General features: G+C 65.8%; 21 protein-coding genes and 3 pseudogenes. 14 read left to right on the forward strand and 10 right to left on the reverse strand.

Features of this window, described 5'->3' with window-relative positions; translation table 11 throughout:
* Positions 1 to 117 precede the first annotated feature (117 nt).
* Positions 118 to 537 (forward strand): hypothetical protein, encoded by a 420-nt coding sequence (locus tag E9229_RS08360; RefSeq protein WP_183510767.1) that lies wholly within the window; start codon positions 118 to 120, stop codon positions 535 to 537.
* 92 nt (positions 538 to 629) lie between these two features.
* Positions 630 to 1,187, forward strand: coding sequence for a dihydrofolate reductase family protein (locus E9229_RS08365; RefSeq protein WP_183510768.1), 558 nt, complete (start codon positions 630 to 632; stop codon positions 1,185 to 1,187).
* Here the strand turns inward: E9229_RS08365 and E9229_RS08370 are convergent.
* The 5 genes from E9229_RS08370 to E9229_RS08390 all read right to left on the reverse strand — a co-directional run bounded on the left by E9229_RS08370 (position 1,184) and on the right by E9229_RS08390 (position 7,395).
* Positions 1,184 to 1,822: a methylated-DNA--[protein]-cysteine S-methyltransferase gene (locus tag E9229_RS08370; protein ID WP_221184410.1), complete on the reverse strand. Its 639-nt coding sequence runs from the start codon at positions 1,820 to 1,822 to the stop codon at positions 1,184 to 1,186. The genes E9229_RS08365 and E9229_RS08370 overlap by 4 nt on opposite strands.
* Positions 1,819 to 2,310: an RNA polymerase sigma factor gene (locus tag E9229_RS08375; RefSeq protein ID WP_183510769.1), complete on the reverse strand. Its 492-nt coding sequence runs from the start codon at positions 2,308 to 2,310 to the stop codon at positions 1,819 to 1,821. Before E9229_RS08375 ends, E9229_RS08370 begins: the two co-directional genes overlap by 4 nt.
* A 41-nt stretch (positions 2,311 to 2,351) precedes the next feature.
* Entirely contained in the window at positions 2,352 to 5,684 is a 3,333-nt protein-coding gene (locus tag E9229_RS08380) for an ATP-binding protein (protein ID WP_183510770.1), read from the reverse strand.
* Positions 5,681 to 6,349, reverse strand: coding sequence for a DUF4194 domain-containing protein (locus tag E9229_RS08385; RefSeq protein ID WP_183510771.1), 669 nt, complete (start codon positions 6,347 to 6,349; stop codon positions 5,681 to 5,683). Before E9229_RS08385 ends, E9229_RS08380 begins: the two co-directional genes overlap by 4 nt.
* Positions 6,350 to 6,525: 176 nt before the next feature.
* Positions 6,526 to 7,395, reverse strand: coding sequence for an NAD(P)-dependent oxidoreductase (locus E9229_RS08390; RefSeq protein WP_183510772.1), 870 nt, complete (start codon positions 7,393 to 7,395; stop codon positions 6,526 to 6,528).
* Between the two features lie 172 nt (positions 7,396 to 7,567).
* On the opposite strand from E9229_RS08390, the gene E9229_RS08395 reads away from it, so the two are divergent.
* From E9229_RS08395 to E9229_RS08410, 4 genes are read left to right on the forward strand one after another with little or no spacing between them, the layout of a single operon-like run.
* The gene (locus E9229_RS08395) at positions 7,568 to 9,310 is read left to right on the forward strand and encodes a dihydroxy-acid dehydratase (RefSeq protein WP_183510773.1); all 1,743 of its coding nucleotides are present in this window, start codon (positions 7,568 to 7,570) and stop codon (positions 9,308 to 9,310) included.
* Positions 9,307 to 10,269 (forward strand): NAD(P)-dependent oxidoreductase, encoded by a 963-nt coding sequence (locus E9229_RS08400; protein ID WP_183510774.1) that lies wholly within the window; start codon positions 9,307 to 9,309, stop codon positions 10,267 to 10,269. The genes E9229_RS08395 and E9229_RS08400 overlap by 4 nt, the downstream gene beginning before the upstream one ends.
* Complete coding sequence (locus E9229_RS08405) at positions 10,266 to 10,994, forward strand: SDR family NAD(P)-dependent oxidoreductase (RefSeq protein ID WP_183510775.1); 729 nt, start codon at positions 10,266 to 10,268, stop codon at positions 10,992 to 10,994. The genes E9229_RS08400 and E9229_RS08405 overlap by 4 nt, the downstream gene beginning before the upstream one ends.
* Positions 10,991 to 11,701, forward strand: coding sequence for a GntR family transcriptional regulator (locus E9229_RS08410; protein WP_183510776.1), 711 nt, complete (start codon positions 10,991 to 10,993; stop codon positions 11,699 to 11,701). Before E9229_RS08405 ends, E9229_RS08410 begins: the two co-directional genes overlap by 4 nt.
* Here the strand turns inward: E9229_RS08410 and E9229_RS08415 are convergent.
* A complete protein-coding gene (locus E9229_RS08415) occupies positions 11,698 to 13,155 on the reverse strand; it encodes a DUF3375 domain-containing protein (RefSeq protein WP_183510777.1) in 1,458 nt (485 codons plus the stop codon). The genes E9229_RS08410 and E9229_RS08415 overlap by 4 nt on opposite strands.
* Before the next feature lie 223 nt (positions 13,156 to 13,378).
* Between E9229_RS08415 and E9229_RS08420 the strand changes: the two genes are divergently transcribed.
* On the forward strand, positions 13,379 to 14,674 hold the full coding sequence (locus tag E9229_RS08420) for a polysaccharide deacetylase (protein WP_246380434.1): 1,296 nt from the start codon (positions 13,379 to 13,381) through the stop codon (positions 14,672 to 14,674).
* Here E9229_RS08420 and E9229_RS08425 read toward each other — a convergent pair.
* Entirely contained in the window at positions 14,671 to 15,684 is a 1,014-nt protein-coding gene (locus E9229_RS08425) for an acyl-CoA thioesterase (protein WP_183511959.1), read from the reverse strand. The two genes, E9229_RS08420 and E9229_RS08425, sit on opposite strands and share 4 nt — an antisense overlap.
* Positions 15,685 to 15,750: 66 nt before the next feature.
* A complete protein-coding gene (locus tag E9229_RS08430; RefSeq protein WP_183510778.1) occupies positions 15,751 to 16,752 on the reverse strand; it encodes an aldo/keto reductase in 1,002 nt (333 codons plus the stop codon).
* A 126-nt stretch (positions 16,753 to 16,878) separates the two neighbouring features.
* Here E9229_RS08430 and E9229_RS19335 point away from each other — a divergent pair, with 126 nt between their 5' ends.
* The 3 genes from E9229_RS19335 (at position 16,879) to E9229_RS08445 (ending at position 21,404) form a co-directional block, all read left to right on the forward strand.
* On the forward strand, positions 16,879 to 18,939 hold the full coding sequence (locus E9229_RS19335; RefSeq protein ID WP_246380436.1) for a caspase family protein: 2,061 nt from the start codon (positions 16,879 to 16,881) through the stop codon (positions 18,937 to 18,939).
* A 4-nt stretch (positions 18,940 to 18,943) separates the two neighbouring features.
* Positions 18,944 to 20,566: a gluzincin family metallopeptidase gene (locus E9229_RS08440; RefSeq protein ID WP_183510779.1), complete on the forward strand. Its 1,623-nt coding sequence runs from the start codon at positions 18,944 to 18,946 to the stop codon at positions 20,564 to 20,566.
* Between the two features lie 82 nt (positions 20,567 to 20,648).
* Complete coding sequence (locus E9229_RS08445) at positions 20,649 to 21,404, forward strand: AfsR/SARP family transcriptional regulator (RefSeq protein ID WP_183510780.1); 756 nt, start codon at positions 20,649 to 20,651, stop codon at positions 21,402 to 21,404.
* A gap of 251 nt (positions 21,405 to 21,655) precedes the next feature.
* On the opposite strand, the pseudogene E9229_RS19340 reads toward E9229_RS08445, so the two are convergent.
* Positions 21,656 to 21,815: pseudogene (locus E9229_RS19340) on the reverse strand (IS256 family transposase); the annotation flags it as partial.
* Positions 21,816 to 21,965: 150 nt separating this feature from the next.
* Between E9229_RS19340 and E9229_RS08450 the strand changes: the two are divergent.
* The 4 genes and pseudogenes from E9229_RS08450 to E9229_RS08465 all read left to right on the forward strand — a co-directional run.
* Positions 21,966 to 22,301 (forward strand): annotated as a pseudogene (locus tag E9229_RS08450) (transposase); the annotation flags it as partial.
* A 144-nt stretch (positions 22,302 to 22,445) separates the two neighbouring features.
* On the forward strand, positions 22,446 to 24,098 hold the full coding sequence (istA, locus tag E9229_RS08455; protein ID WP_183510647.1) for an IS21 family transposase: 1,653 nt from the start codon (positions 22,446 to 22,448) through the stop codon (positions 24,096 to 24,098).
* Positions 24,091 to 24,864 carry an ATP-binding protein gene (locus tag E9229_RS08460; RefSeq protein ID WP_183510337.1) on the forward strand — a complete coding sequence of 258 codons (774 nt, stop codon included), beginning with the start codon at positions 24,091 to 24,093 and terminating at the stop codon, positions 24,862 to 24,864. The genes istA and E9229_RS08460 overlap by 8 nt, the downstream gene beginning before the upstream one ends.
* A gap of 97 nt (positions 24,865 to 24,961) precedes the next feature.
* A pseudogene (locus E9229_RS08465) lies at positions 24,962 to 25,474 on the forward strand (transposase); the annotation flags it as partial.
* A 321-nt stretch (positions 25,475 to 25,795) separates the two neighbouring features.
* Here E9229_RS08465 and E9229_RS08470 read toward each other — a convergent pair.
* Positions 25,796 to 26,734 carry a ferritin-like domain-containing protein gene (locus tag E9229_RS08470; RefSeq protein ID WP_183510781.1) on the reverse strand — a complete coding sequence of 313 codons (939 nt, stop codon included), beginning with the start codon at positions 26,732 to 26,734 and terminating at the stop codon, positions 25,796 to 25,798.
* Positions 26,735 to 26,740: the final 6 nt, after the last annotated feature.

Consider the following 26,740-nt stretch of genomic DNA (forward strand, 5'->3'; position numbering starts at 1 on the left):
GTGCCCGGCGGAGGAGCACGCAGCGGTGTGGATAACGCCCGTGGCCGTTCGGCTCCATTTGGAGTGCATTTTCACAACGAAAGCGCGTGCGCTGATCGGGATCTGGCCATAGGATTAATGGCTGACAAGCCAGTTGCAGAGAATGGGGATGCCGTGGGCAACGAAGACAACATGATGACCGAGGAACTCGTTGAAGAGTGGGCGGAAGCCACCAGTACCGCCTTCAATGATTCGCTGACGGGGCTCGCGGCGGAGCGCGTTTCCACTGCGGCAAACCGTTTCATCGAACTTTACGAGCAGAGCAAGGCGCTCACGTTCAACCCGGAGTTCTCCCCGGTCGACTACTTCGATGAGCACCCGGCGGCGGCCCTGGGCATGATCATGGATTCCCCGGACGCACTTTCCGAGCTGGACGACGACCAGGAAGAGGCGCTGGAAGGAATCCTGGAATACGCGGAGGCCTGGGCCCAGTGGGAAGAGAAAAACCAGCCGGAGTTGGCCGAGGAAGACGACGAGGACGGGCTGCCGAGCTGGTAGCCGGCCCGATGCCTCCCGGGCCCCTGTACCCATCCGGCCGCCGGTTCTACGCTGGGACGTGACGGCGCATCAGGCGCCCGGGAAGGACCATCATGGGACGGTTGGTCTATCAGGCCAGTACCTCGCTGGACGGCTATGCGGCCGATGAGCGGGGGAACTTCGATTTCGCGGCGCCCGACGAGGAAGTCCACCGCCACGTGAACGACGGCGAAGCGTCCATCGGTACCTACCTGCTGGGTAGGCGCATGTACGAAACGATGCGGGTTTGGGACGATCCGGAACTCTTCGGCGACGGTCCGGACTACGCGCAGGATTACGCGCGCATCTGGGGCCGGATCAACAAGGTCGTCTATTCCTCGGACCCCCACGTGTCGGTAGGGCCAGCCACCCAGCTGGAGCCGGTCTTCGACCCGGAGGCCGTCAAGGGCATGAAATCCGCTGCGCGAGGGGACCTGGGCATCGGCGGGGCGACCTTGGCGGGCCAGGCGCTGTCGGCCGGGCTCGTGGACGAGATCAGGCAGTACATCCATCCGGTGGTGATCGGCGGAGGGCTTTCCTGGCTGCCGCAACACCTGCACCTGGACCTCGAACCGCTTCAGATGCACCGCTTTGAAAGCGGCGTTCTCTTCCTGTCCTACAAGGTGCGTTAACTACGCGGCCGCTTGGCCAGGTGCAGGCGTTCGAGCGAGAGCAATGCTGCCTTGGCCTCGGTCCCGCCGAGGTACCCACCCATGGATCCATCGCTGCGCAGTACCCGGTGGCAGGGCACCACCAGAGGCAGCGGGTTGGTCGCACATGCCGTGCCGACGGCCCGCACCGCCTTGGGCCGGCCGGTGGCCGCAGCGATCTGACCGTAGCTTGCCGTCTGGCCGTAGCCGATGCGCGGCAGGTATTCCTGGACCTCGAGCCGGTATCCTGCAGACAAAGCATGGTCCAGCGGCAGGTCGAAAGCCGTCCTTTTTCCTGCCAGGTACTCGTCCAGTTCCCGGGCCACGGCATCGAGGCGGGCCGGGGCCCGCAGGATGCGCGGGCTGATCTTCCCGGCCAGGAATTGAAGGACGGCGTCGTGGTCCTCGACGCCGAAGGCGATGCGCAGCAGCCCGCGTTCGGTGGCTGCCAGCAGCAGTGGGCCGACGGCAGTATCAAGCACCCTGTAGGCGACATCAAGCAGTCCGGAGGATGCGGCATTTGCGGCGAGCCGGCCCTGCAGCAACGCCAGCGTGGCGGTTTCCAACGGCCCGGCGGGGCCGGTTGGAAGGGGGGGTGTCGGTTCGGTATTCATCATCTGTCCTTTGGGTCCAGCAGCGTGCGCAGCGACTTCATGCCGTCCGATGCCGCCTTGCGGGCAGCGGTGGGGGTTCCACCCAAGATTGCCGCCACGTCGGCGTGGGGAAGGCCTGCCACGTGGTGGTAGGCGACGGCTTGGCGTTGCTTGAACGGCAGCGATGCCAGTGCCCGCCAGACGGTGTCATCGGGCGCGGCGGGAATGCCGATCGCCGATTCGCCTTCCGGGAGTTCGGCTGCGGGCACGGCACGTCGGGAGGCGGCCCTGATCAGGTCAACCGCCTTGTTGTGGGCGATGCGCACCAGCCACCCCTGCACGTTCGCCCCGGGTGCCAGGTCCGGGTAGGCGGACAGTGCGGCCAGGAACGTCTCGCTCCACGCGTCTTGCGCGTCGGCGCCCGGCCCGAGGATCGAGTTGCACACGCGCAGGACGGCGGCGCCGTGTTCGGCGACCACCCGTTCGAAGGGCGCAACCTGCTGTTTTTTCATCTCCACACCCCGTAGACGTTTCCCGGTACCCGGATGTGAGCTCAGCGCAGGATGATGTCCGTGGCGACAGCGGGGGAGATGCCCGACTCCACGAAGCCCGAGACGTTGGACCCGGCGTGCTTGATGATGTCGGTGACCGAACCCAGATGCCGGCAGAGGTCGATCTTGTCCTCGGGGGCCGCGAGCAGCAGCTGGAAGCCGAATTCCTGCAGCGCGTTGATGCCCGCCGCCGCGTACTCGGAGTTCGCCTGGATGAAGGCCTCGTCGATCATCACGGTGCCGTAGGTGGTGAAGCCCTGGGTGGCGAAGCCCAGCTGGTAGGCCAGCGCGGCTCCCATGATGAAGGAGGTGAAGCGCTGCCCCTCGCCGCCGGAGAGCGTTCCGGGTTCCAGCCCGGTTTCGACCTCGCCGTTGGGCTTGTGCTCGTTGCAGGAGACGGTGACGTGCTGGCGCACGTCGAGCACCGTGTCGCGCCAGGACTGGCGCGAGGAGTCATCGAGCGCGTCGACCAGCGATTCGAGCGCCCGGTAGCTTTCGCTCATCTGCTCGGCCCCGCACTGGGTGTACGCGTTGCCCAGGGCCTCCTTCAGTGCGCTGCGGAAGTCCCGCGCCTCGTCGGGCACCGTGGTGCGGACCTCCAGGCGCAGGTTCGAGCCGTGCTCGAAGGGGACATCGGCCAGGATCTGGTTCAGTGGCAGGATGCGTTCGCCGATGGCCCGGCGTTCCTCCTCGAGCAGCTGGAGCAGGTCCGAGAAGCGCTCGTAGGAGCGGTTGGAGAAGTACTCGCGGAACTCCTCCTCGTGTTGCGGCAGGCCCTCCTCGAGGATCGACTCATAGAGCGCGACGTAGGCCGGGGCGGCATCGACGGATGTGCCGAACGACGCCGTGGTGCCGGCACCGAAGTCCCGGGCGAAGCCCTTGAAGGTATCGGTGAGCGCCGTTTCCAGGGTGTAGCGCTCGGCCCGCACGGTGGCACCGGCCTCGCCCAGCTTCAGGGCGATGGCGGCGACCCCCGCATCGAGCTCGGGCAGCAAGACGGGTTCATCGTCCTGTTCCATGCGCGCCAGCAGCGGGGCCAGCTCGGGGCGGGCAGCAAGTTCTGCCTCGGCCCAGCCATCCGGCGCCCGGCCCTCGGAGCGGGACTCCGAGGCCCGCAGCGCGGTGCGCGCCGCCTTGGCCGAACGGTCCAGCATCGAGGTTTCGCTGCGCAGCACGGCCAGTCGGCCCACTGCCAGTTCCAGATCGGTGCGTGCCGTTTCCAAGGCGTCGCGCACCCGGCCCAGGTCCCCGCCGCTGTTCATCGCCTCGGAGATGCGGGTCTCGAGGTCATCGAGCGCGCCCTGCTGCATGGCGGTATCCAGCGCGGTGAACATGCGGTCATCCGCCGCCAGGGTCTTAAGCAGGCCCAGTTTGGCGCCGAGCTGTTCCTTCGCCGCACTGCGTTCGGCGGCCAGTGCCTCGGCGGCCTTCTGGTTCTCATCGAGCGCGACGGCCTGGGCCTGCAGCTCGGCGATCTTCTCGCTGTTGGTGAAGCCCAGCAGATAGTCGGCAGCCGCGACGGACCGGGTGTCGCGCTCGAAGGTGCCGCGGCCGGTCTTCAGCGTGCCGGCGCGGGAGATGGCCTTGTCGTGGATGTGCAGGCCGGCGTCCTTCTCGACGCAGGCGAAGGCATAGTCGGCGGTGATCTTGGCACGCAGCCAATGCCCGGCGGCCGAGGCCTTGAACTCCAGCTTCCCGACCAGGTCCGCCGGTCCGGCGCTCTCCGTGCGCGGTTCGCGGGAGATGTCGATCCAGCGCAGCCGGCCGAAGCCATCGAGCCCGTCGATGGCGGAGGTGACCTTCTTCAGGTCCTCCCCGCGCACCAGCAGCGTGGTCGCCAGGGTTCGCAGCGCCTTTTCGGCCGCAGGACGCCAGACGGCGTTGCCCGGTGCGATGTCCAGGAGCTCGCCGGCGAAGGGCAGCTCTTCGATCGGGATGCCGGTGCTCGCGGCGATCTCGCGGCGCGCCGCCGCGGAGAAGCCATCGATGTTCGATCCGCGCCGGGCATAGGACTCGATCTCATCGCGCAGCTTGCGGCCGCGCTCGCGGGCCTTCATCGAGGCCGCCATCGCCTCGTATTCCATGGTCCGGGCGTCGGACGCGACGGATTCGAGGGACTCGGCAGAGACGGCTGCCTGGCGGCGGGAGGCCTGCAGCCCGGAGGCCGACCAGGTCACCTTCAGCCCGGCGGCGGTGAAGTCGGCCTTCAGCGACTCGAGTGCGTTGCTGCGTTCGGCCAGGCGTTCGCGGGCCGTGGCCGCCTCGCGTTCAAGTGCCTTCAGCGCTTGCCCGCCCTGGGCGTCGTGCTGTTCGGCCAGCGAGGCGACGCGCTCGGTCAGTGCGTCCTTCTCGACAGCGGCCTCGGCGATGGCCGATTCGTTGCGAGCGAGCGCCCCGCCCAGTCGCAGCGACTCGGTGGAGAGCAGCCGGGTAGCCAGCGTGTCGCGCAGCAGTGGCAGCTGGCCATTGGCCAGCACCTCGATGCGGCCCAGATCGGTGCCCAGTTCGCTGTACCGGGCATGGCGTTCGGGGACCTGGGCGAGCGCGTCGCGCTGGGCGCGGGCGTCCTCGAGCTGGCGGTGGATTCCGCGCAGGTGGCTGAAGTCCTCGATTGCTCCGGCGGCGGCCTTGAGCGTCGCCGGAACCTGCAGTACCTCGTAGCGGAAGAACTGGTTCACTCCCTTGTCCAGGCCCTTGCCGTTCTGCAGCGTGCGCAGCAGTGAGAACGCCTTGTCGTTGTCGATGCCCAGCCGGCGGCGGAAGCGCTCGGCGAACGCGCGGTGCACGTCGAATGCCTCGAAGCCCGGCAGCAGCTTCTGCAGCGATGAGGGGGAGAACCGGCGCGAACCGTGCTGCTCCAGTGCAGCCGTATCCAGCGCCCTGTCGCCGATCACGTAGTGCTTGCCGACCTGGCCCTCGAGCCCGTTGGCGGGCAGGTCGAAGAGCGCAGCGATGGTCGTGGTGGAGCCCAGCCCGTCCTCGAAGACCAACGCCAGGGCGCTCCAGGTGGCACCGGGGCGCTGGTACAGGGTCCCGGCCTCGGTCTTGAAGCGGCGGCCGCGCATGTAGGAATACGTGGTGCGGCGGTCCTTGCGAGTGGAGGCCTCGTGGGCCGACTCGTTCAGCCGCGGGGCCGCATGGAAGATGTGTCCGATGCCGTCGAAGAGGGTGGACTTGCCCACGCCCGGGTGCCCGGTGAGCAGGGTGCCCTTGCGGTCCACATACAGCGTGTGCCGGCCGTGGAACGTGCCCCAGTTGATCACCTGGATCGAGCTGAGCCGGTGCTGGCCGGGGTTGATCGACTCGCCGAAGGGCAGCGTCATTTCAATGCTCACGGGAGGTCCTCGGTTTCGGTGTCGGCATCCAGATCCAGTGTCGGCTCGGCTGCCGACCTCTCGATCGCTGCAATGTAGGCGGGGATTTCCTCGATGGCGTCGAAGGGCAGGGCCAGGGCCAGTGCGCCGGAAACCCGGTATTCGTCGCTCAGCTCGGTGGGCAGGATCAGCTTCAGCGTCAGCAGCCGGGCGAGCGCCGAATCGGTCTGCTCCTCCAACCGCTTGTCGTCGGCCGTGCCCGGAGGGCGGTGCTCCTCGAGGATTTCGCGGGCCGCGGCCCGGGAGACCACCGCGTCCGTACCGGTGCCGGCGTGCCGGTCCAGCAACAGGCGCAGGCGCAGGGCCAGCAGCGTCTCCTCACGGCGCAGCGGCTTGCGCGGGGCGATGGCGGTAGTGTGCGGGGCCTCGATGTCCACCGGGACCAGCAGTGCTATCTTGCGTTCGATGTCCAGCTCGAGCAGCAGGAAGAGTTCGGCGACGTAGGCACCGACGTCCCGGCGCCGATCCAGCAGCAGCTGCCACAGCCGCGGTTCGGCTGTGCCATCCAGATAGGGGCCGCGCAGCAGGCGCACGAGCAGTTGGCGCAGCGGTAGCTCGAAGGAACCCGTATCGCCCTCGAACAGGCGGCGTTCGGCCGAGGAAGCCGTGGTGGGGGCGGGGCTCATGCAAGGTCCTTCGTGAAGGTGTTGACCGGCAGGCCGACGCTGACTTCGCAGTCATCGACGGGGTGGCACAGAGGGGCGATCCGGCCCCCGAACGCCAATGCGCGCGAAAAGGGGTCCTTGGACCCTTCCATCTTAATCGATGGCGCGGAGCCCCGCGACAGCGCCCTGCCGGTGGTTCAGTAGCCGGCCTCGATGTCGGTGAACCCGGTCAGGGGATCGCCGGCACGCATCCTGAGCACGTTTTCGGGGACGCGGGCGGCGAGCAGCGGGATGATCATCTCCATCGTGTCCGCGCTGTGCGGAGTGATCAGCGCGCGCGGCTGGGCCCATAAAGGGTGGCCATCGGGAAGGGGGTCGGGGTCGGTCACATCCAATGCCGCGCCGGCAAGCATGCCCTCGCGCAGGGACTTCGTCAAGGCTTCCGTGTCGATCATGCCACCGCGTGCGATGTTGACGATGATCGCGTGGCCCGGAAGCAGGGCCAGCTCGGCGACGCCCAGTAACCGGCGGGTTGCGCCAGTCAGCGCCGCCGCCACGATCACGACCTCTGGCGCGAGAAGCTCATCGTGCAGCGAGGCTCCGGTGATGGTCCGGTCGGCGCCGGGAATCGTTTCTTCCCGTCGACGCATGACGGTCACCGTCGTGTCGAAGCATTTGAGCAGGCGCAGGATCTCCACCCCGATGCCGCCAGCACCGATGACCAGGACTCGCAGCCCGTGCAGTGAAGTGCCGGAGGATGTGCCCCAGCTGGTGGACCGCGCCCGCAGTGGCCGGTCGCGCAGCAGCGCAAGTGTCAAGGCCAGCGCGTGCTCGGCTACGGGCCGGGCGTAGGCGCCCTTGGCGCTGGTCCACGTCAGCGCCGGAAACTCGGAAATGGAATCGGCGAAAGCCTCGATTCCGGCACTGGGTAGTTGGACCCGGCGGATGCCTGGCTGCCGCCGCAAGGCCCGGGCAAAGCCGCGTGGCGGGGAACGAAAGTCGACAACCCGGGCCTCGGCCTTGGAATCGAGGGGAGCGCAGGTGCCTCCCGCGGATTCGATGGCCACTCGCAGCGACTGCGTTGGGGCGGGGTGGAGTCGCGCAGGGGTCCTCGTATCTGGTCGGCGGGTCGCTGTGCGCTTGCCCTGAATCGGTGGCAGCGTGGTGAACATTAGGTATTACGGTGATATATCTGTAGCATCTTCGTAATCTGGGTCACACCTTAGCTGAGGGGGATGCATGTCACAACGAGACTTGAAAAAGGGTTCCGGCGAATTGTTTCGCGACGAGGGCCAGGATGGATTGCTTCACCGGGCCTTCCTGCGCGGCGGCGGATTCTCGGAGGACGATGTCCGCCGAAGCCCGGTGATCGGCATCGCGAACAGCGCCAGTGAGTTCAACCCCTGCAATGCGGGATTGCGGGAACTCTCCGAATTCGTGAAGGAGGGAATCCGCGAGGCGGGCGGACTCCCGGTAGAATTTCCCACGATTTCAATCTCCGAGCCCTACACCCGACCCACCAGCATGTACTTGCGCAATCTGATGTCGATGGATGTCGAGGAGATGATCGGGGCCACCCCGATCGATGGCGTGGTGCTGCTCGGTGGATGCGACAAGACGGTTCCTGCCCAGATCATGGGTGCGCTGAGCGCAGACAAACCGGCGGTCATGCTCGTCGCTGGCCCCCGCCCGGTGTCCTGTTTCCAAAAAAACCGGGAGTTCACCGTCGATGACGTCTGGCCGGTGTGCGAGGACCGGCGTGTCGGTTTGGTCAACGACGAGGATTGGCGCGAGCTGGAAGGGCGCTCCAACATCGGCGTGGGAACATGCAACGTCATGGGCACCGCCACGACCATGGCGGCCGTCGCCGAAATGCTCGGCTTTGCCCTGCCCGGATCGAGTTTGCCTGCCGCCAACAGCCCCGAGCGCCGGGAGATTGCCCGCGAGACCGGACGCATGATCGTCCGGTCCGTCGCGGCGGGCCTGCTGCCCAGCGCCTTGGTGACGGATCGTTCCCTCGAAAATGCCTTCAGGGTCGTGACCGCGCTGGGCGGTTCAACCAACGCCGTCATCCACCTCGAAGCCATAGCCGGACGGGCCGGACTGCGGATCGGTGCCGATCGTTTCGAGGCATGGTCCGCCGGTACGCCATATGTGGCCAACGTCCGGCCGGGCGGGACCCGGCTGCTCTCCGATCTCGATGCGGCAGGAGGCGTCCCGGCCATTGTGCATCGAATCCGTGAGGTGATCCATGCCGATGCCGTGACGGCCACCGGCGCCACCTGGGACGAGCTTCTAGAGGGGCGCAGCTTCGATGACCACGATGCCATCGCGCCAGTGGACAAACCGCTCTCCGAGCGGGGTGCCCTGATCATGCTCAAGGGGAACCTGGCTCCGCGCGGTGCCGTCCTGAAGGCGGCCGGAGTCCACGTACCCGGGCTCCGGCACCACCGCGGGAAGGCGGTCGTCTTCGACGGCATCGAGGACCTGAACGCCCGCATCGATGATGCGGATCTGGATGTCGATGCGGACTCGGTTCTCGTCCTGCGCGGGATGGGAGTGCTGGGAGCGCCGGGCATGCCCGAAGTCGGCCACATCCCCATCCCGGCGAAGCTGCATCGGGCAGGGGTCACCGACATGCTGAGGTTATCGGATGCCCGCATGAGCGGAACCTCCACCGGAACCGTGGTCCTGCACATCACCCCGGAGTCGGCAGCGGGAGGACCGCTGGGGTTCATTGCCACCGGTGACGAGATCGAACTGGATGCTGCCGCGGGGGTGATCCGGCATTTCCTCACCGATGAAGAAATCGCCGCCCGGATCCCGCAGGCTGCGCCTGTGGCCCAACCGCGGGGGATGGCCTGGCTGCACCAGCGGCACGTGATGCAGGCCGATGATGGTTGCGACTTCGATTTCCTGCGTGCCGCAGGGGTAGAAGCGACGGATCCAACCCTGCCGAAATCGACAGGAGACTCACTATGACGCCGGTATTCGCAGACCCTGGCCACGCCGGTCTTCCCGCCCTTGGATTCCTGGGTCCCGGCGCCATGGGCAAGGGAATGATTGCACGGCTCGTTGAATCCGGTTGCCCGGTCAACGTCTATGCCCGTGATGTGGCCAAGGCGGAAAAGCTGCTTCCTGCCGGAGCCTCGATCTCCTCCGACCCGGCCCGCGTCGTGGAACAGTCAGACATCGTCCTTGGATGCCTGTTGGACTCTGCCGTCATCGGCGAGCTCTACCTGGGTGCCGCAGGGATCGTCGAGACGGCGCGTCCGGGGCAGGTCTTCGTCGAGCATGCGACGTTTGACCCCGGACTCTCCCTCCGGATCTCGAAGGCCCTGGCCGGACGCGGAGCGGCCTATCTCGAGGCACCGGTATCAGGTGGCCCGGAAGGCGCCCGCCGCGGCTCACTGGTCACGATGGTCGGAGGCGATGCGGGGGTCCTGGAAAGGGCCAGGCCGGTTTTGGAACGCTATTGCTCGACGATCAAGCACGCCGGGGATGTCGGTGCCGGACTGCGGCTCAAGCTCATCAACCAATTACTGGTGAGTGTCCACGCGGTGGCGGCGGCCGAAGCAAGCGCCCTGGTACTCCGCCTGGGGATCGATCCCGCGACCGCACACGGGGCACTGATGGGAGGGTGGGCGGCCAGCACGATGCTGGATAAGAACCTGCCCGCCGCCTGTGCCTCCGATTTCAGTTCCGACGGTGCCGCGGTATCCGGACTCGTGGAAGTCCAGCGTCTGGTTGCGGCGATGCTCGAGGATCAAGGCGTGCCCTCCGCGTTGCTGGCTCCCGTGCGCGAGGTCTTCGCGGACGCCGTCGACAAGGGGCTGGGAAACGGCAGCCTGGCGGGTCTGGTCGCCCACTACCTGCCGCCGGGTTCGTCCGAGGGCAGCACCCGGGAAACCGTTGGCCCCGGCGGGAAGGACGCGAAATGAATCGGGTTGCGCTGGTCACGGGGGCTTCAAGCGGCATCGGCAAGGCGATCGCCCTGCGGCTGCTGGAGGAAGGCTGGAAGGTGGCATTGAATGGATTCAACAGTCTCGAGGCGGGACGGCAGGTGGCCGCCGGACACGGCCAGGCCATCTACCTCGATGCCGATGTTTCCTCGGCCACGGAGGCGAAACGATTGGTCGACCTCACTGTCGAGCATTTCGGACGACTCGATGCCGTCGTCAACAACGCGGGCATCGCCCGGCAGATCGACCACTCGGATCTGGACGCGGTGGATGATGAGTTCTGGGACCTGGTCATGGCGGTCAACCTCAAGGGTCCCTGGAACGTGGCCAGGGCGGCTCGGGCACACCTTCTGCGGTCCCAGGGCCAGATCATCAACAATGCCTCGGTTGCGGGCATTACCGCCTCCGGGAGCTCCATCCCCTACGCCGTCAGCAAGGCCGGGGTCCTGCATCTGACCCGGCTGCTGGCCAAGGCACTGGGGCCCGATATCCGGGTGAACGCCGTGGCGCCGGGATATATCGATACGCCCTTGACCCATGACTGGACCGCGGTGCGCGACTTCGTTGCGGAAAAAGCCCCGGCCAGGCGGCTCGGGCAGCCCGAAGACGTGGCGGAGGTGGTGCATGGGCTGCTGTCCATGAGCTATGTCACCGGAACGGTGATACCGGTTGCCGGGGGACTGCAGCTATTGTCGGGAACATGATGGTACCCAGCACCACGGCAGGCGGCGCCATGGCCCCGCAAGGAACAGGCCGTGAATCGGCATCGGAAAGGGTCCGCGCCCTGATCCGCACCCAGATCCTCACCGCAGTGCTCCGGCCCGGGGAGATCGTCTTCGAGGCCGGGCTGGCACTTCAATATGGGCTGTCCAAGACCCCGGTCCGCGAAGCCCTGCAGATGCTCACCGTGGAGGGGCTGGTGACGGTGCTTCCGCGCCGGGGGTACATGGTGCGCACACTGAGCTTCAACGACGTGCGCGATGTGATGGAGCTGCGGTTGATCCTGGAACCTGCGCTTGTCGCCTCGGCGGCCAGGAATGCCACCGATGCCCTGGCCCGGGATTTGCGTGCCCTGCTGGAACGGCAATTCGACTTGGACCTCCCCTTGGCGGACCGCCTGCAGGCCGCCAGCGAGTTCCATGTGGCCTGTGTCAGGGCATCGCGCAATGACCGGGCGGCAAGCCTCGTGCGTATCCTGAGCGACGAGGTGAACAGGCTCCACCATCTGATGCCGCTCGTCGAAGTCCATGTGGCCTCCCAGGCCGAGCGGGACGCCCACGAAGCAATATTTGATGCGGTGACCCGGGGTGACGCGGCTGCGGCGCAGGAACACATGCGCGCCCACCTGCTGGAGGCCAATGCAGCGATGGTCGCCGCCTTCTCCGGGGCGACGGTTTCCCCCGGAGCCTAGGCGATGTCCTTCGCGAAGGTGATGACCGGGAGGTAGGCGGTGCGTTCGCTGCCGTCGACCTGGAGGAAGACGACGCGTTCGAAGCGGGTCTCGTCCATGTCTCCGGGCTCGGCGCGGGCCACCTGGATCAGGTAGCGGATGGAGTTCAGGTGCCGCTGCCCGGGATCCAGCCGGCCAAAGGCGTCGCCGAGCGATGCCGTGCCGGCGCCATGGGCGCGCGCGCGGTTCACCGCGCCGGCCAGTGCCGCCGGGTCGGCCTTCGGCGTGGACGGGGTGCGGTGGATGTCGGCAACGCTCAAGGCCGGCGGATCAGCCAGCTTGGGCGGGGCGACATGTTCGGCAGGGTCGTAGATGCCCAGGGTCGCCAGCGTGGTGAACCTGGGGTTATAGAGCCGGATCGGCGCGGCCGAGGTGCGCGGGCGCAGCGCCGGGGAGGAAGCGACGGCCAGCTCGGCCGAGCGGACGGCCGTGCGCAGCAGCTGCGATTCCCTGAACTCCTCGGTCTGCACGTAGGCGTGCAGCGACTCCGACAGCCTGCCGTAGGAATGGTGAACCTCGGAGGCCTGGCGGCGCAGTTCGCGGACCAGGTTCGCCAGCGTATGGCGTTCCTGGGCATCGAGCTCGTCGATGAAGTCGCGTTCGAGCACCTCGTTGACTGCCTGGCGGAAGCGGGCCTGGCGGGCCGGTTCGTTGAGGAACTCGGTGAAGCCGCGGAAGGTCGCGCCCTCCGGTGTTCCGCGCAGCACCCGATCGCCCTCAAGCACCTGCCCGATGGCGACGCCCTTGGCGGTGGAGGACTCCATGATCTCGGTGCGCAGCACGTGCAGCATCTCCTGCACGCCGTCGCGCATGCGCTTGAAGTCGGCGGGAAGCGTGGAGGCCAGCTGCAGCACGCTGCGGGCCGCAGCGACGGCTCCGTCGCGTGGCAGCACAGCGGGGGAAGTGCCGGCCTCCAGGGCGGTGATGCGTTCCTCGCGGATGCGGATTTCGGCTTCGAGCTGCTTGATCCGCGCCTGCGGGTCCGGATCCGTCTCGTGGGCCAGGTCTTCCAGCGAGGTCAGCAGCGTGTTCAGCCGCGAGGAGTTCAGGTTGGTGCGCGCCCCGGTGAAGTCCTCGAGGAAGGTGAGCACGCGTGCGGTCTGTGCCGTGGGTTCGTAGACGAAATGCCCGTCGACCAGCGGGCGGGCCAGGAAGCGTGAACGCACCCAGGCGTCGGCGTAGCCGGAGGCTGTCAGCGACTCGTTCATGGCCGCATCCTGCGCGCGGACGTGCTTGAGGAACGCGTCAAGCGATGCATGGAACGCCTCGAGCCCGATCCGTGGGCGGGCGCTGGTGAACTCGGCACGAAGGAAAGCCAGGGCCCAGGGAGCCGAGGACAGGAGCTTCCACGCGGCGGAGGACCGGAATTCCTGCTGGTCTCTCCAGACGGGGGCGGCGTGGTGAAGGGGGCGCATCAAGTACTTTCTGGCCACACGGTGTTTGCCTGCCGTGGAGGTCCGCTGCGGGAGGGATATCCGAGCACTCATTCTAGGCCATGGAATGCGGCCGCGTTCCTGCCGCCCGGCGCGTCGGGTTGGCCCTGCCCGGCGAACGCGTAGGGTCGTGGGTGGGGGAGTGAGGCGGCCAGGCCGCACTGTTTTGGGGGCATCCGCCGAAGGGCAAAGGAGACCGAAAACTATGAGTGAATCCATGAAGTACCGGGCCATTGCGCTGATGGGAGCCGGTTCGCTGCTGCTTGCCGGCTGTACGCCGCTGGCTTCCCCGCCTCCGGGGCAGAACGCTCCGGTATCCAGCCACATCGCCGGTACTACCGGGGCGACGCAGACCCCCGAGGCACCGAAGCCTGATGAAACGGCAACCACCATCAAGCGGGCCAGAACGCTGGCCGCCAGCTACGACTATGACGCGGCGCTGAAGCTGCTCGCCGGCATCGACGCGCCCGAGACAGCCGATGCCACCACCGAGATCAAGGCGGCGAAGTCAAAGGCCAAGGTCTGGGCGACGCCGAACCAGATCCCGCACCTGTTCTTCCACTCGCTGGTGGTCGACACGAAGCGCGCCTTCGACGGGGATGACCGCGAACAGGGCTATCTGGACTACATGGCCACCATCGACGAGTTCAACAAGATCATCGCCGAACTGCATAAGCGCGGCTACGTGCTGGTGAACCCGGAGGACTTCGCCGGCCTGGACAAGAACGGGAAGATGAAATACCGGGACATCCGGTTGCCGGCGGGCAAGAAACCGCTGGTGCTCTCGCAGGATGACGTGAGCTACTACGAGTACATGGACGGCGACGGGTTCCCCACCAAACTGCTGCTCGACGAGCACGGCAAGGTCAAGAACAGCTATGCCGATGCCGCAGGCAAGACCACCATCGGGGACTACGACATGGTCCCGCTACTCGATTCATATGTGGCGAAGCACCCCGACTTCTCCTACCGCGGGGCCAAGGGCATCATCGCGTTGACCGGCTACAACGGGGTGCTTGGCTATCGCACCTCGGCCAGCGAATACCCGGAGAACAAGAACCTGGCCCAGGACACCGCGACGGCCACGGCCGTGGCCGACGCGATGAAGAAGGAGGGCTGGGTGTTCGCCTCCCACGCCTGGGGCCACATCGACATGGGCAGGAGCCCGATGCCGAAGTTCAAGCACGACATGAAGCTGTGGGATGCCGAGGTCCGGCCCATCATCGGAGACACCGACCAGTTCATCTATCCGTTCGGTGCCGACATCTCGGGTGTGCCGATGTATTCCGGTGAGCGTTACAACCTGCTGAAGAAGGACGGATTCGACTTCTTCTACGGGGTCGACGGGACCACCACCGCCTGGATGCAGCAGGGCGATGCCTACCAGCGCCAGGCCCGGATCAACATCGACGGGTTGCAGTTCGCCAAGGAGCTCAAGGGCGACCGGCCGGTGCTGAAGACCTTCTTCGACGTGAAAAAGGTCATCGACAAGGACCGTTAAATGGACTGCTGGGAACCGGTGGCGGGCACTGCATCGAGCAGGTGGTTGGGTAGCCGGTTTCCCGGCGCCCGGCCCCTGATCTCCAGCAGCTCGCGGGCATGCTCCGCAAGCCTGATGTCCTCGTCCGTCACCGGTACCCAGGGCATGACCGGCAGCGCCGTGCCGGTTTCGTCGCGGATGACCATCACCGTCAGGCAATAGGTGGTCAGTTCCAACACGCCGGTGGCAGGATCGCCGGAACGCACCAGCACAGCGATGTGCATGCCCTTGTGCCCGGTGTAGACCAGCCGCGCCTCCACCTCGACCAGGTCGCCGATCAGCACCGGGTGGTAGAAGCGCACACCGCCGGAGAATACTGCTACGGCTGCATGCCCGGCATAGCGCGAAGCACAGACATAGGCTGCCTCGTCGATCCACTTCATCACGATGCCGCCGTGCACCTTGCCACCCCAGTTCACGTCGGTGGGGGCCGAGAGGAAGCGCAGCACCACCTTCTCCGCCGAACCGGCATCCGTGTATTCCTGCCGCGACATGGCCTCGACGATGTCGGAGCGGACCTTGATCCGGGAGATCGCGTGGTCGCGCTTGAGCACCTCGACCGGGGTCGAGGCGATGAACGGCGGCACCGGGTGCGGATGGCCCGCCTCATCGACTGCCACGAAGATGACCAGGCATTGGCTGCGTGATTCGGCGCTGACCCCCGGATCCCCGAAGGTGCGTGGGTCACCGGAAACCACCGTGGTGGAGATGTGCATCGAGGAGGCGCCGGTGTAGACGATGGTCGCCGTGACCTCGACCATCTCCCCGATGCGCACCGGCGCGGTGAAGTGGATGTTGCCGACGTAGGCCGTCACGCAATAGGACTTGGACCAGCCCACCGCTGCGGCGTACGCGGCCTTGTCGATCCATTGCAGCACCACCCCGGCATCCACAGTGCCGTCATGGCCCGCATCCGTCGGGGCGGCCAGGAACCGCAGGGTGACAGTGTGCCGTGAATTGCTGGAGATCATCATGCCGCCTCGTGCTCGATGCTGCCGGATACCGCTTGGGCCCACCGTAGCACCGGGCATGGCGAATCAGTGGATGACCACGTCGAAGTCCTCGCTGTCGATGGATCTGAACTGGTGGCTGGAGTAGCGCCGCCCGGCAATGGTGTCCTGGTTGATCAGCGCGTCGGCAGCAGCCAGCGCAGCTGCATCGAGCACCAGGTCGGCGGCGCCCATGTTCTCGGTCAGGTGCGGCGCCGAGGTGGTTCCGGGAATCACATGCACGTGTTCCCCCTGGGCCAGTACCCAGGCCAGTGCCAGCGCGGCCGGCGTGGTCTCCAGGGAAGTGGCCAGCGTGCCGAACGCATCGACCAGTGCCAGGTTGGCCCGCAGGTTTTCGGCCCGGAAGCGCGGCATGTGGTGGCGCATGTCCCCGGCCGGCAGGTCTTCGATGGTGCGCAGCGCGCCGGTGAGCAGGGCGCGGTAGAGCGGGCTGAAGGAGACGAACGCGGTGCCGAGCCGGGCGCAGGCGTCGAGCATGCCCAGCTCGGGGTTCCTTGTGGCGAGCGAGTACTCGTTCTGTACTGCCATGATCGGGTGTACCGCGTGGGCGCGCTGCAGGGTCGCGACGGAGACCTCGGAGAGCCCGATGCCGCCGATCTTCCCGGCGGTCACGGCATCGGCGAGCGCGCCGACGGATTCCTCGATCGGCACCGCTGGATCCAGGCGGTGCAGGTAGTACAGGTCGATGTGCTCGGTTTGCAGGGCCTTGAGCGAGGCGTCGATCTGTCCGGTGAGCGTTGCGGGACGCCCGTCGATCATGGCGCGGCCCTCGCCGATCGACAGACCGCCCTTGGAGGCCAGGAAGTACTCGCCGCGGCGGTGTGCCAGGTGTGTGCCGATCAGTTCCTCGGAACGGCCGCCACCGTAGAGCGTCGCGGTGTCGAGGTGGTCGACTCCGGCATCCAGTGCCGCGTGCAAAAGCGCTGCCGCGTCCCGTTCGCCGGGGAAGTGCGAGTAGCCGTGGACCAGGTTCATGGCGCCGAAGCCCAAAGGATTGACGGGGGTCGTGCCGAGCAGTCGTTTTTGCATTCCTCATTCCTAGCATGGGCGGGCGCCGGTGCCACACCGGTGGGTAACGCACGGGTAATGCTGGAACGCCCATACTGCTGTGGCGGGAGAACGAACTGCGGGCACCCACCGAGGGGGAAGAAGAGAATGGTACTACTGACGGCGGGAGCAGCCCCGGACCGGGGGCCGGGAGCCAGGGCGCTGCCCGCGGGCATCGACCTGCAGGCGCTCAAACCCCACCTGGTCAACCTCTCCGACGGGCGCTTCTCTTCCGGCGGCCAGTTGCGCACCACTTCCGAGGACATCGACGCGATCTTCTCCAACTACCTGCCGGCTTTCGTCGCCGAACACGGCGGGGTGGATGTGCCGCTGCTCTTCTGGGCCCACGGCGGACTGGTGGACGAAACTGCCGGGATCACCGGCGCGGCGGCGCAGATCCCCTGGTGGCTGTCCAACGGCGTCTACCCGATCTTTTTCATCTGGGAGACAGGTCTCTTTGAGGCCATCGGCTCGCTGCTCGGAGGCGGAAACCGCGATGCGGTGCCGGCCCCCGGGGCCCTGGCCGATCGCGGCTTCTTCGCCGATGCCTGGAACAAGACCTACGAACTGCTCGCCCGGCCGCTGGGGCCCAAGGTCTGGGGGCAGATGAAAACCAGCGCGGCCCAGTCGGTGGCCGCCGACGGGGGCGCGCTGTATGTTGCTCGTGCGCTCGCCGGTTACGTGGGGCGCAATCCGCAGGCTCTCCGGTTGCATGCGGCGGGGCATTCGGCCGGTTCGATCTTCCACTCGTACTTCCTCCCTGCCTACGCGGGAATGCAGGCCGGCGTCGACTTCTCCACGCTGAACCTGCTGGCCCCGGCGATCAACACGGCCGACTTCACCACGCGGCTGCAACCGCTGCTGGGGGCGGCCAACGGGATCGGGCATCTGGGCATGTTCAGCATGGAGAAGGAGACGGAGGAGGAGGACACGCTTCCCGGCGGCTACACCCGCTCGCTGCTGTGCCTGATCCGCGCCTCGCTGGAGGTCCAGCCCAACACCCCGATTTTGGGCCTGCAGGAGTCGGTGAACGCCGATGCGGCACTGACATCGATGTTCGCCGGACCCCAGGCCGATGTCGTCTGGTCGGTGAGCAACAACGGGCCGAAGTCCGCGCGCACCTCGGCGACCTCTCATGGCGCCTTCGACAACGACCCCGACACCATGACCAGCGTGCTCGTGAGGGTGCTGGATCGTGAGGACGTCATCGGATTCCGGGCCATGGAACCATTGGCGGCTCCGGCGGCTCCGGCGGCTCCGTCCGCCCCGGCACCAGCCAAGGCGCAGGCGTCCGGACCCGGTACCGGTGACCGCTACGCCGTGTGCGTGGGCATCAACAGGTTTGCGCACCTGCCCGCAGGCTCCTGGCTCAACGGATGCGTGAACGACGCCGAGGACTTCGCCGCGCTGCTGGGCAGCGGCTACGGGTTCAGCGACTCCCAGATCGATGTGCTCACCGATGCGGCGGCCAGCAAGGAAGCTGTGCTGGGCCGGCTCGGCGAGGCCATGGACCGGGCGGCGTCCGAGGGGCTCAAGCACCTGGTCTTCACCTTCTCCAGCCACGGCACCCAGGTACCCGACACCTCCGGGGACGAGGCTGATCATGCCGACGAGGCCTTTGCCACGTATGACCTGGATCAGGCCGGAGACCAGTGGGATCCGTCGACGCTGATCATCGACGACGAACTGCACGACCTGTTCGCCCGCGCCACACCGGGACTGCTGGTGGAGGTCGTGCTGGATACCTGCCACAGCGGGACCGGTTTGAAGGCCCTGGATCTGTTGCCCGGGCGTCGGCCCCGGTTCCTTCCGCCTCCGACTCCGATCGGGCTGGAGCGCACGGCAACGGCCGACCCTCGGGCGTTCCGCGACCTGGTCGCACGGTCGGCTGGCGCCGGGACGGGCAGTGGCCGGCCGGTGCTGCTGGCCGGCTGCCGCTCGGACCAGACCAGCGCCGACGCCGTCTTCGAGGGCCGCTACAACGGAGCCTTCACTTACTACCTGCTCAAGGAGCTCGCCGCCGATCCCACGCGCACCCGCCGGGTGCTGATGGGAGCAGTCAGCAAGTCCCTGCTAGGGGCGCGTTTCGACCAGCGGGCCCAGCTCGAGGGGCCCGTCGCCGCGAAGGCCACGGCCTGGGGCACCGCCTTCGCCAAGACCGCTGGATAAGTCGATGTCCCGGCCGGTGGTGCATGGCGCGGGGGACCTCAGCGGGCTGACCGTGCTGGCCCAGGGACCACATTCGTTGGGCCCCGACGGGTCGCCGCTGACCGAGACGCTGCGCGTACCCAGCGAGCGGTTGCTGCCAGGGCCGGTGGGTGCACGGCTGCGGGTGGTGGTGCTCGATGCCCACGGCCGGGTTGACGCCCAACTGCTGGGCGACGGGGACTGGGGGGCCATCGACAAGGCGCCGCCGAGCGATCCGGACCTGCTTGTTGGGGACGGCCGTTTCCTGGCCCAGCAGGCCTATGCCGTGGCTGCCCACACTCAGGCCCGGTTTGAAAAAGCGCTGGGCCGGCGTATTTCCTGGGCCGGCGGTGGCCGGCTGACCCTATACGCGAACGACAAGATCGACTACGCCAATACCGGGTACAACCGCTCCGATTGCTCGATCCGTTTTGGCAAGATCAAGGACCCCCGGTTCAGTGCCCGGCTCCCGTTGGCGCTCTACCGTGACCTCGTGGCCCATGAGGTCACCCATGCTGTGCTCGATGGCTACCGGCCGAGGTGGGCCGACTCCTTGGCCGGCGCCGACTCGCTGGCCATGCACGAGGCGCTCGCCGATCTGGTAGCGGTCCTGGGGGTCTTTGGTACGGTGCCGGTGGTGCAGGAAATCATCGGCACTGAAATGGCGGCACGTGGCGGCACGCTGGAAACCCTCGGCTCGGACCTGCTCGCCTCGGGCCTCTTCCGCTTCGCCGACCGGTTGTTCAGCCATGGCCGGTCGGCCCGGGAACCGCTGGCCGGGACGCTGCCCGAGAACTGGAGGACGGAGATCGAACCGCACCGGCGCGCGGCCGGGGTCGTGAATGCGATACTGACCACCGTGTTGCGGCTCTGGCGTCAGGAACTGGGGCGGCCCGGGCGCCGGGCCAGCGTCTACCAGGTGGCCGCGGCCGGTTCGCGGATCGGTGAACGGGTCCTGAACATGCTGCTGCGCGGCATCGCCTACATGGCACCGGTGGACGTCGGGTTCGAGGACCTGCTGCGCGGCATACTCGCCGCGGACGGGGCCGTGGTCCCGCAGGACGAGCACAACTACCGCGGGGTGCTTCGCACCTGTTTTGCCGAGGTCGGCATCGTCACCGCCACTGACGATTCACTTTCCGGGATCTCGGGGTTGAAGGAACTGAACTATCCCATCCGAATCTCCTCACTGTCCTCTGACCCCGATGAGGTGTTGCGCTTCATCTGGGACAACCCGGTCCTGATGGAGGCAGCGAAGCTGGACTCCGGTGCGGAGATGAGCATTGACCGGGTCCGGCCCAGCGTGCGGATCAGCCCGGAGGGGTTTGCCGTCTCCGAAATGGGTGCATCCTTTGCCCAGACGCTCCACCTGGCCCCGGGCGAGGCCCGGAAGTTGGGGTTGCATACCCGGTCCAGCGTGGTGCTGCGCGGAGGCGGCCTACTGCGCTTTGACGAGGGTGGAAAACTTTGCTTCGCGGCGCTGAAACCCGTGCTCGATGTCAAGCGTCAGCAGACGCTGCTCGATGGTGCTGAGGATGCGCGGACCGCGGCCCGCAACGTCGCCACCTCGTTGTTCCATCCCGATTTGGCGGATCCTGTCACATCTTGACCCGCGTGTTATTTCGGTGGACGATTCGTCCAAGAGGGAACCGAAAGAGAGGCCAGCGACGGGAGTGCGAAGGGGGATCACCATGCTTGCAGAAGGGTGTTCACGGCAAAGCGGGTACACACTGCGGCTGATGCCGCTCTGGGAACTTTCCTGTGACGGGGTGGCCATCGACGTCTCCACGCGCCAGCAACGGCTGCTGGCTGTCTTGGCCGTCCAGGGGGCCAGCAGGCGCGAACTGCTTTGTGGACTATTGTGGCCCGACTCCAGCGAACGCTGCGCGCTGGACAACCTGCGCGTCAGCATCCATCACGTGACCCGCGGCCTGCCCGGGCTCATCCAAGTGGACCGCTATGCGGTGGGGTTCTCGGTGAAGGCGTGGATCGATCTGCACCGCGAATGGGAGGTGCTCGAAGGGGTGGCCGGGTCCTGCAGGGAAGCCCTGCCCGGAAATACGCCGCTGCTGTTGGGCTGGTACGAAGAGTGGGTGCTCAATGAGCAGGCGCGGTTGCTTCATGCCCGAACCCACTATTGGCGCCGAGTGGCCAAGGAATGCCTGGCCTGTGGCGACTATTCCGGTGCTGTGGAATCGGCCGACACAGTACTGCGCCTGGATGTGTTGGACGAGGGGGCGCTGGAAATCATGGTGCACGCCCAGCTGGCCCTTGGCCAATGCATCTCGGCATTACATGCCATTGCAGAGTTTCGGCGTCGCGCCCACCACGAAATCGGGATGTCTACGTCGCCGGCACTGGACCAGCTGGAACTGCGGGTGCGCCAGGCGGCGGGCTCGGCACTGTCCCAGGCCTACGGGGCGGGGCCCGATAGGTGGATCATCTAGGGCATGGACAGGCAGTGACAGTCGGTAGGGCTGAGCCGGTTTCTCTCACCGGAATCTATTCGTGCCAGCTGCAGTTGGGCTTCTTGTTCGCCGGGAACCGGTCGGCAAAGGATCCTTCGATCAGATCGGTTCCGATGAGTCATCGGAAGGAACCGGCACGGAGGAACTGGACCATCTCCAGATGAGGAAGCAGTAGGGAATGACGCATTTTTGAAGCAGAATCTGGGGCGCTTCCCTGCGATGCCGGAAAAGGTTGCGTGGAGGCCCGGAACTTCGTGGTGCCCCTCGACGTTGACGCCGATTGCGAGCACGGTGTGAACGGCGGCGGCGACGAACGTGTACGGGCCAGCGCGCAGGTCCCGGGTTCGGAACGTTTCGATCTGCTTCCAGGTCCTTGGCCATGACGGAGACTTAGAAAATGCGCCAATAGGCGTGCCCCACAACCCCGCCAAAACGCACGCCAGCGTCATTAAGCTGCCAACCGACGTCATTAAGAAGCAAGGCAGGCACGACTCCTGTTAAAACTGTTTTCGACCAAGAAAACGTTTAACCAGGAGAATCGTGCCTGCCCTTCCATCATTCCTCATCGAACCCCTCTGGACCCAATTCCAGGCCCTGATCCCACCCGTTGAAGACCACCACCCCCTGGGCTGCCACCGCCCCCGCATCCCGGACAGGCTCGTCTTCGACAAGCTCATCCAGGTCCTCGTCCTCGGGGCCTCCTACGAGAAAATCTCCGACACCACCTGCTCCGCCACCACCATCCGACGGCGCCGGGACCTCTGGATCGATGCCGGAATCTTCACCGAACTAGAACAGCTCTGCCTCGAATCCTACGACCGCATCGTCGGGCTGGAACTGGAGAACCTCACCGTGGACGGCTGCATCGTCAAGGCTGTTTAGACGGAGCTTTTGGTAGCACGTGCGTAACGATCCGGTAGCACGCGTGTAAGCAACCGGTAGCGCTTCGGGACGTTCAAAGTCAGGATTGCTTTCACCCACGACACCAGGTCGGGGACAGTGAAAGGAAGACTGACGGTAATGGCTGACTACAGACACATCATGGCCCTGCTGGTGCAGGGCCATTCGTACCGACAGGTCCAAGGCAGGGCAGGCTGCTCGCACCGCACGATCGCCAAGGCCAGCCGGGTCCTTGCCGATCAAAAGCTGACCACCCGTGAGCAGATCGACGCGCTCACCGATGAGGACCTCGACCGGCTGTTCGACGACGGCCGCAAGGCCGTGAGCGGTGAGTTCGTCCCCGTCAATGTCGAGGCCGTGGTGAAGGCACGCATCGGTCGGAAGAAGCCACCGTTGAAAGTCTTGTGGGCCCGCTACCTGGACACCGCGCACACAGACTCCGCCCGGTTTTACGGCTATGAGCGGTTCTGCCAGATTATTGCCGAGCACGTCAAGGTCAACGACCTGACCAGCCCGCTGTCCCACGAACCCGGACACACGATGCAGGTCGACTGGGCCGGCACCAAGATGCAGCTGACCGATCCGATCACCCAGGAAACCACGAAGGTCTCGCTCTTCGTGGCGTCCTTACCGTATTCGGGAATGATCTTCGCCTACGGGTCCCTGGATGAGAAGCTTCCCGCCTGGTGCCAGCTGCACCGGAAGGCCTTTGAATACTTTGAGGGTGTCAGCCAGCTGGTCATTCCCGATAACGCCTCGACCGCATCGAACCAGATCAGCCGGTATGAAAAGGCCCGGGATGTGAACCAATCCTATGAGGCCTTCCTTGAGTACTATCAAACCGCGGCAGTCCCGACCGGCGCGTATAAGCCGCAGGAGAAAGGCAACGTCGAGGCGGGGGTTAAGGTCTCGACCAATTGGATCATCCACTACCTGCAGGGGCGGCGTTTCGCGGGTCTGGATGAGCTGAACGAGGCCGTGGCCGAACAGGTGGAGATGATCAATGACCGCACGCCCTTTCGCGGGGAGAACCGCTCCCGACGCGATTGGTTCCAGGATGCTGAACGCCACGAACTCATCGGCCTCCCGGCCGAGCCGTGGCAGCAGGTTTACTGGCGCAAGGCGAAAGTCTCCAGGGACTGGCACGTGCAGGTCGACACGGTTAAATATTCGGTTCCGCACCAGCTCGCCGGGCAGATCCTGGACGTGCGGATCGTGGGTGAGCAGGTCACCGTGCTTGCCGGTGGGCTCGTGGTTGCTTCGCACCGGCGTGGTGCGCAGCGTCATTCCTACGTCACCGATCCCGAACATGCGCCGCACGGGTATGAGGACATCTCACTGCTCTGGACCCGTGCCTATTTCATCCGGCAAGCAACAAAGGTCGGCCCCTACACGGTTCAGGCGCTGGCTCGGTTGCTGGATCGGAAAAAGATCGAAGCGCAGGGCTACCGCTCCTGCATGAACATCCTGGCACTGGGCAAGGGCAACAACCGCGCCCTGCTGGAGCAGGCCTGCCATGACCTCTGCGTGCAAGACGAGCGGAACCCTGTCAGTTATACCGCGCTCAAACATCGCATCACCGCCCTGCGGGCGGCCTACGCCGGGCGTCCGGGCGTGAGCGCACCGGCATCGCCGCAGTCCGGCGCGGGGCCGGTGACCGCGGGTGCCAGGGATACCAGCAGCGCCCATCTGGGCGGGATCTCGCAGTTCAGTCTCGAGGCCTTGAGAAGCACCGCCGCAACCGAGGAAACGAAGGAGGAGGACCATGCTTGATCATCATCTGACCGACGATGACATGGGGCTGTTTACCGGGTTGCGGATGACAGCGTTCGGCCAAAGCGTCATCGACATCGCCAACGACTCGGCCTATGACGAATGGACGTTTTCGCGCAAGGTCCGTCATGCACTGGATCAGGAGATCGCGGCCCGGGCCCAGCGTCGGGTGGTGAAGCTGCTCAAGGAATCGAAAACGCCGAACCCTGCTGCCTGTGTTGAAGACATCCACTACCTGCCGGACCGGAGCCTGAACCGGGAGGTCGTGGCACGGCTCGCGTCCTGCCAGTGGATCGAGCACACCACGAACCTGGTGATCCTGGGCAAATCAAGCGTCGGCAAATCGTATTTGGCCCAAGCCCTGGTCAACGCGGCCTGCCGGCACGACTACACGGCTCGCTACTTCCGACTTGATGACCTGGCGAACAAGCTCGCGGTTTATCGTCGGGGTGATGCCGAACGGCTGACGTTCCTGGGCAGCCTGCACGACTGCGATGTTCTGGTCCTGGATGACTTCTTGACCACGCCGATTAGCCCGGAGACCGCGAGCGAACTGCTCAATATCCTGGCGGGGCGCGAACACCGTGGCGCCACGGTGGTGACTTCTCAGTTCGATCCCGAGGACTGGTACAAGTCGCTGCATGATGCGGTGATCGCCGAATCGATCCTCAACCGCATCGTTTCCAGCAGTGAGTTGGTCCAGCTTGATGGGCCCAATATGCGTCGGCGTAAGCATACGGGTCCGGGAGATGAGCCGGTGAGCTGAAGCGATCGGTGCTGGCGCGAGGGCTCGGTGCTACCGGGTCCTCGCACCGGTGCTACCGTTTCGCTCCACATGCGCTACCGAAAGCTCCGTCTATACAGTCAAGGCCCCATGCGGCGGGGAAATGGCCGGAAAATCGCCGGTAGACCGCGGCAAACAAGGAACCAAACGCTCGGTCCTCACCGACGGCAGGGGCATCCCCCTGGGATGCGTGGCCGCACCAGCGAACCGGCACGACTCCCCGCTACTACGCCCCACCCTGGAGAAACTCGCCCGCTTCGGATTCCACCTGCCACCAAAGATCACCGTGCACCTGGACGCCGGCTACGACTCCACCAAGACCCGGGACCTGCTCGAGGAACTCGGCTGCGCGGGCGAGGTCGCCACCCAGGGCATCCCCTCACCGATCCCGGTCGGCAAACGGTGGGTGGTGGAACGCACCAACTCCTGGCACAACCGCGGATTCCGCAAACTGGCGATCTGCACCGAACGGCGCACCACCGTCATCAACGCGTTCATCGCTTTGGCGAACAGTGTCATCGTGATCCGCCGACTCATCCGCGAAGCCTGGCTGACCCACCGCTGGGATGCCCGGCTCCTCCGCCGCCCCTGAGCCTATTGGCGCATTTTCTTAGGAATTAGAGGGCCCAGCGATCCCCAGACTTCAACGAATTTTCCATTCGCACGTATTCACCCCAAGCAGTTGATGCCTCGCCACGACAGAGATTGGTGCGGTCTGCGAATGGGCGCCGTAGCCGGCGCCGCACACGGCGTGGACTATGGCGCCCATCAGAGCACTTATGGGTGCGGTCATCGCGTGAGCGCTCCTTCGAAACAGACTCGGTAAGTCGTTTCAAAAATCACGCGATGACCGCCGCACTTCCGGGAGCAACACGACCTAGATGGGGTGCTACAGCTCGGCGGTGGACCTCACCTAGTTGGAACCGCTTCGGTTGATCTTTCCGTTGACACCGTGCGGGAAAAACCCGCCGGATGTGACCGACTTCGGGTTCAGGTAGGCGATGTTCAAGACCTGCGCCGTGGTACGGCTGAAGGCCAGGGCATTGGCGTCGGCGGGCACGAGGTTGGCGACCTTGGCCGTTCCGATGCCCTGATCCAGATCCGTCTTGCCATCGAGGCTGTCGCGGGCGTTCGAGATGGCTTGGGCGGGAGCCTGAAGGCCCCGGGCATACATGGTGGTTCTGATAATGCCAGCGTGGTATGCCTCCACAGCAAGGATGCCAGCAGCCGCCTCGAGGTAGGTCTTGTTGTCAATGAACGGTGCAGCCCCCTTATATGCAGTGACGCCAACGTCCTCGAAAATAAACGCCCCGAGCAGGAAACTTGTTTCATCCTTGAACGGGCTGAAGGTCTGACCTGCAGTGATGAGACCGGCAGCGAGAGCGGCAGCGGTAAAGCTGGCATCAAGGTCGATCCGAGGCCGGGCCACCGCGGCTTTGCCGAGTGCGCTGCGCAGAAAACGGACATGAGCCTTTTCATCCGCTGCGATCTCGATGGCGTACTTGTGGATCAGGCTACCGCGTGTGAACGGGACCTTTCGTCCGCCCGTGACCCAGCCTTTCTTTCCCCTGCCGTCCGTGAGGCTGTCGGCCAGACCCCTGCCAGTGACCGCACGCAGGTAGAATTCGGCCTCAAGGTATTCCAAGTTCAGTGCGAAGTTCAGGATGGAAGAGTCGCTGGGGGCACCCTTATGCTCGTCCCTATCGGAATGAGCCGATGCAGGTGCGGCCGATAGCAGTGCGCCGGTACCCACGAGGCCTGCCGCGGCAGCTGCGCTAAAGAGCTTCCTGCGGTCAAGGGTGTTTTCCGCGCTCCTTGCCATTGCCGTGGTGATGAATTTCTGCTCGAACATTGTGTT

Origin of the sequence: Paeniglutamicibacter cryotolerans (assembly GCF_014190875.1) — a bacterium.
Taxonomy (GTDB): domain Bacteria; phylum Actinomycetota; class Actinomycetes; order Actinomycetales; family Micrococcaceae; genus Paeniglutamicibacter; species Paeniglutamicibacter cryotolerans.

What these genes read in the sequence shown, in the direction of transcription:
- E9229_RS08360 (WP_183510767.1), top strand. Translation starts at nt 118, where the DNA reads ATGGCTGACAAGCCAGTTGCAGAGAATGGGGATGCCGTGGGCAACGAA.
- E9229_RS08365 (WP_183510768.1), top strand. Translation starts at nt 630, where the DNA reads ATGGGACGGTTGGTCTATCAGGCCAGTACCTCGCTGGACGGCTATGCG.
- E9229_RS08370 (WP_221184410.1), bottom strand. Translation starts at nt 1,822, where the DNA reads ATGATGAATACCGAACCGACACCCCCCCTTCCAACCGGCCCCGCCGGG.
- E9229_RS08375 (WP_183510769.1), bottom strand. Translation starts at nt 2,310, where the DNA reads ATGAAAAAACAGCAGGTTGCGCCCTTCGAACGGGTGGTCGCCGAACAC.
- E9229_RS08385 (WP_183510771.1), bottom strand. Translation starts at nt 6,349, where the DNA reads ATGAGCCCCGCCCCCACCACGGCTTCCTCGGCCGAACGCCGCCTGTTC.
- E9229_RS08395 (WP_183510773.1), top strand. Translation starts at nt 7,568, where the DNA reads ATGTCACAACGAGACTTGAAAAAGGGTTCCGGCGAATTGTTTCGCGAC.
- E9229_RS08400 (WP_183510774.1), top strand. Translation starts at nt 9,307, where the DNA reads ATGACGCCGGTATTCGCAGACCCTGGCCACGCCGGTCTTCCCGCCCTT.
- E9229_RS08405 (WP_183510775.1), top strand. Translation starts at nt 10,266, where the DNA reads ATGAATCGGGTTGCGCTGGTCACGGGGGCTTCAAGCGGCATCGGCAAG.
- E9229_RS08410 (WP_183510776.1), top strand. Translation starts at nt 10,991, where the DNA reads ATGATGGTACCCAGCACCACGGCAGGCGGCGCCATGGCCCCGCAAGGA.
- E9229_RS08415 (WP_183510777.1), bottom strand. Translation starts at nt 13,155, where the DNA reads ATGCGCCCCCTTCACCACGCCGCCCCCGTCTGGAGAGACCAGCAGGAA.
- E9229_RS08420 (WP_246380434.1), top strand. Translation starts at nt 13,379, where the DNA reads ATGAGTGAATCCATGAAGTACCGGGCCATTGCGCTGATGGGAGCCGGT.
- E9229_RS08425 (WP_183511959.1), bottom strand. Translation starts at nt 15,684, where the DNA reads ATGATCTCCAGCAATTCACGGCACACTGTCACCCTGCGGTTCCTGGCC.
- E9229_RS08430 (WP_183510778.1), bottom strand. Translation starts at nt 16,752, where the DNA reads ATGCAAAAACGACTGCTCGGCACGACCCCCGTCAATCCTTTGGGCTTC.
- E9229_RS19335 (WP_246380436.1), top strand. Translation starts at nt 16,879, where the DNA reads ATGGTACTACTGACGGCGGGAGCAGCCCCGGACCGGGGGCCGGGAGCC.
- E9229_RS08440 (WP_183510779.1), top strand. Translation starts at nt 18,944, where the DNA reads ATGTCCCGGCCGGTGGTGCATGGCGCGGGGGACCTCAGCGGGCTGACC.
- E9229_RS08445 (WP_183510780.1), top strand. Translation starts at nt 20,649, where the DNA reads ATGCTTGCAGAAGGGTGTTCACGGCAAAGCGGGTACACACTGCGGCTG.
- istA (WP_183510647.1), top strand. Translation starts at nt 22,446, where the DNA reads ATGGCTGACTACAGACACATCATGGCCCTGCTGGTGCAGGGCCATTCG.
- E9229_RS08460 (WP_183510337.1), top strand. Translation starts at nt 24,091, where the DNA reads ATGCTTGATCATCATCTGACCGACGATGACATGGGGCTGTTTACCGGG.
- E9229_RS08470 (WP_183510781.1), bottom strand. Translation starts at nt 26,734, where the DNA reads ATGTTCGAGCAGAAATTCATCACCACGGCAATGGCAAGGAGCGCGGAA.